This is a genomic window from Sinomonas sp. G460-2 (assembly GCF_047759905.1).
Classification (GTDB): Bacteria; Actinomycetota; Actinomycetes; order Actinomycetales; family Micrococcaceae; genus Sinomonas.
Map to the genome: position 1 here is coordinate 1 of NZ_JBKZWT010000374.1, position 3,208 is coordinate 3,208.

A 3,208-nucleotide genomic window follows, 5' to 3' on the forward strand; every position below is an offset into this window, starting at 1 on the left:
GCGAAACTCGCGCGAGCTCAGCTCGTTCCAGAACGGCGTGAAGACCTTGTAGTGCCCGCCCTGGCGCGTCGTGACTTCCCAGGGCTCGTGGAGCAGCGATCCCTGGAAGCTCGACGCGCGGCGGCCCGCCGCCCGCGCGAGCGCCTTGACCGCCTCGTCCGCCCGCCGCTCAGGCCATCCGTAGCGCCGGTTCCAGAGCACCGAGCCGGCGTCGGCTTGGGCGGCAACGGAAGGGACGACGGCGGCGGCCGGCCCCCGCCGCAGCACGAGCGGGACGCCGAGGTGCTCGAGTTCGTCTCGCAGGGCTTCAAGCCCACGGTGAAGCCACCAGCGCGCAGCGCCGCCGAGCGGACGGATGCCGGGCGAGGACTCGTCGAGCACGTAGAGGGCGAACGTCGGGCCGGCGTCCATCGCGGCGAGCAACGCGGGATGGTCCGCGACCCGGAGATCGTCGCGGAACCATGCGATGGAGGTCGGGGGGCGGTTCATCGGCCAGACTCCCGGGGGTTGATGACGTCAATATCTCGATTGCCGAGAAATATGATTACCGAGAATATTGCACTTGTCCAGAGGTCACCCCGGCGAGGAGAGCCAGGTTCTCCCCGCTCACCAGACTTCCGGGGCGACGCCGGGCGTGCCCCTGCGGCGAGAGTCTCGCCTTACGCGAGAATCGGCGCCGTCACGCCGAGCCCGAGCGCCAGTTCGGCCTCCTTCGCGACGGGCACCGCGACAGTGGTGGCCATCCGGTAGAGGGCCGCGGCCACTTCCTCCGCGCTAGGACGCCCCTCCGGGTCCATGCCCGTCATCGACGCGATGAGATCCCGCCAGCCCGGGTCGACGTCATCGCCGATCGGCGGTCCCTGCGTGAGCCTGCGCACCGCGCTTTCGAGCGGTGGGCCCGGGAAAGCGAGCTCGCCCGTGAGGCACTGGAGGAGCACGAGCCCCAAGGAGTAGATGTCGCTAGCTGGCCCCACGAACTCGCCGCGCACCTGCTCGGGGCTCAGGTACGCGGGCGTCCCCGATACCGCGTCTTCGAGGGTCACAGCCGAATCGACGATCCAGGCAAGGCCGAAATCGGCGAGCTTCGCATGCGCCCTGATGCCCTCGTCGTGGGCGTCGAGGAGGAGGATGTTGGCCGGCTTGACGTCGCGATGGACCACCGCATGGCCGTGGATGTAGCTCAGGGCCTCCGACAGGTCGTGGCCGATCTCGGCGACGCGCGGCGCGGACACGACGCCCTCCTTGAGCCGCGCCCGGAGATCGTGCCCCTCGATCAGCTCCATGACGAGGACGACGCGCGGAACGCCGTCTGCCGTGTTGTCGGTTCCGGCATCCAGAAGGGTGACGAGCCCGGGATGGTTGAGCCGCGCGAGAAGCTTGACCTCCGCGTCGCTCCGTCGCATGTCGCCACGGTCCGCTGCCGCCTTCGTCAGCTTGACCGCGACCTCCCTGTCGAGGAGTTGGTCCAGCCCTCGGTACACGACGGCCACCGACCCCTGGCCGATGGCCTCGAGCAGCCTGTATCTGCCGCCCAATAAGCCCTCGGCACCGCTTCCGTCCTGCCGTCTCGCCGCCATCCTCTACCCGCTTTCACCCAAGGACGGCCGCAGGAGACCGATGCGGCGGCCGATCAAGCTCGATTGGTCTGCCATTACCCGCAGAGCGACCCCGCGAAACCGAGAGCCAGCTTCGACGTCGGCCTCAGCCCACGGCCCAGCCCCGCCGCGCCGGAAGCGCGAACCGGTCGAAGTCCGTGGCGGCAACCACGGCAGCTCCGCCCGCCCGCCGCGCCGCCTGGTCGACGAGCGGGCCGACGTCGGTGTACCGCGACGAGAAGTGCGTGAGGACAAGCGTGCCCACCCTCCCCGAGGCCGCGAGAGAGCCGGCCTGCCCCGCGGTGAGGTGCCGGTAGCGGGCGGCGAGCTCGGCGTCGTCGTCGCTGAAGGTGCACTCCGCGACGAGGAGGTCCGCGCCCTCGGCGAGTTCCTCCGCCCCGGGGCACGGCTCGGTGTCCATGACGAACGCGAAGCGCTGGCCGCGGCGCGGCACGCTCACCTCGTCGAGGCGGACGCCGCGCAGCCTTCCGAGCCGCTGCAACCGGGCGACCTCCGGCCCCTCGATGCCCTCCGCCCGCAGCCGATCGGGCAGGAGCGTGCGGCCATCCGGCTCGACGAGGCGGTACCCGTACGCCTCGATCCGGTGGCTCAGGGGCCGGACCTCGAGCCCCGGCGCGACCTCGCCCGGGACCGCATGCGGGTGCAGCCGAAGATCAACGCCCGGAGACGCGACCGAGACAAGGGCCTCGATGACCTCGCTTCCGGCCGCCGGGTAGTGCAGGTCCACGGGGTGGTCGACACCGTCGAGCGCCATGCGCGAGAGGACCCCTGGCAGGCCGTAGCAGTGGTCGCCGTGCGCGTGCGTGACGCAGATGCGCGTGATCTGTGTGGCTGAGACCCCCGCATGGATCATCTGCCGCTGCGTGCCCTCGCCGGGGTCGAACAGGATCCCCTCGCGGTCCCAGAGGAGGAGGTACCCGTTGTGGTTGCGGGCCCGCGTCGGCACCTGGGACGCGGTGCCGAGGACCATGAGTTCGCGCATGCAGCCCAGTATCTTGCTACTCCGCCCTACTTCCCATGGGATAGCTGCCCTGAGCGGCGAGCACCCGGGCAGCGCGGACGACGGCGGCCGTCACCTCCGCGAGGCCCGGCGAGTCGAGCGTCCACACCTGCCAGTACAGCCGGAGCGGCTCGACCCAGTCGGGGTCGAGGAGCACGAGCGAGCCGTCCGGGTCCTGCTGGTCCGGGACCATGCCCCAGCCGAGCCCCGCGTGCACCGACTCGACGTATTGCACCGAGTCGGGGATGAAGTGCTGCGGCGGCGCCGCGTGCGGGGCCACGCGTGCGAGGAGCGCCATCTGGTGGCTGTCCTTGCGGTCGTATTGCATGACGGGCGCGGCCGCGAGGCTCTCCGGCGTCGGCCCGTCGGGAAACCAGAGCTCCACGAACTCCCGCGACGCCTTCGCGCGGTACACCATGGTCCCGAGCGGGCGGACGCTGCAGCCCTGGACCGGGGAGGGATCCGCCGTGACGGCCGCGACCGCGTCGCCCGAGCGGAGCAGGTCTGCGGTCGCGTGCTCGTCGTCGCGGCGGAGCTCGAGGGCGATCCGGCCGCCGAGCGCGATCTCCCGGAGGGCCGGCGGGAGCCACGT

At 71.4% G+C, this 3,208-nt stretch carries 4 protein-coding genes; all 4 read right to left on the bottom strand.

The window, feature by feature from the left end; all coding sequences use genetic code 11:
- Positions 1 to 489 (bottom strand): deoxyribodipyrimidine photo-lyase (locus ACLN58_RS20000; protein WP_415856986.1); only part of this gene is annotated, 489 nt, incomplete at its 3' end.
- 170 nt (positions 490 to 659) lie between these two features.
- Positions 660 to 1,577 (bottom strand): serine/threonine-protein kinase, encoded by a 918-nt coding sequence (locus ACLN58_RS20005; protein ID WP_415856987.1) that lies wholly within the window; start codon positions 1,575 to 1,577, stop codon positions 660 to 662.
- A gap of 124 nt (positions 1,578 to 1,701) precedes the next feature.
- A complete protein-coding gene (locus ACLN58_RS20010) occupies positions 1,702 to 2,598 on the bottom strand; it encodes a ribonuclease Z (RefSeq protein ID WP_415856988.1) in 897 nt (298 codons plus the stop codon).
- Positions 2,599 to 2,614: 16 nt separating this feature from the next.
- Positions 2,615 to 3,208 (bottom strand): LysR substrate-binding domain-containing protein (locus ACLN58_RS20015; protein WP_415856989.1); only part of this gene is annotated, 594 nt, incomplete at its 5' end.

Coding starts and splice junctions, on each gene's coding strand:
- ACLN58_RS20005 (WP_415856987.1), bottom strand. CDS start 1,577: ATGGCGGCGAGACGGCAGGACGGAAGCGGTGCCGAGGGCTTATTGGGC.
- ACLN58_RS20010 (WP_415856988.1), bottom strand. CDS start 2,598: ATGCGCGAACTCATGGTCCTCGGCACCGCGTCCCAGGTGCCGACGCGG.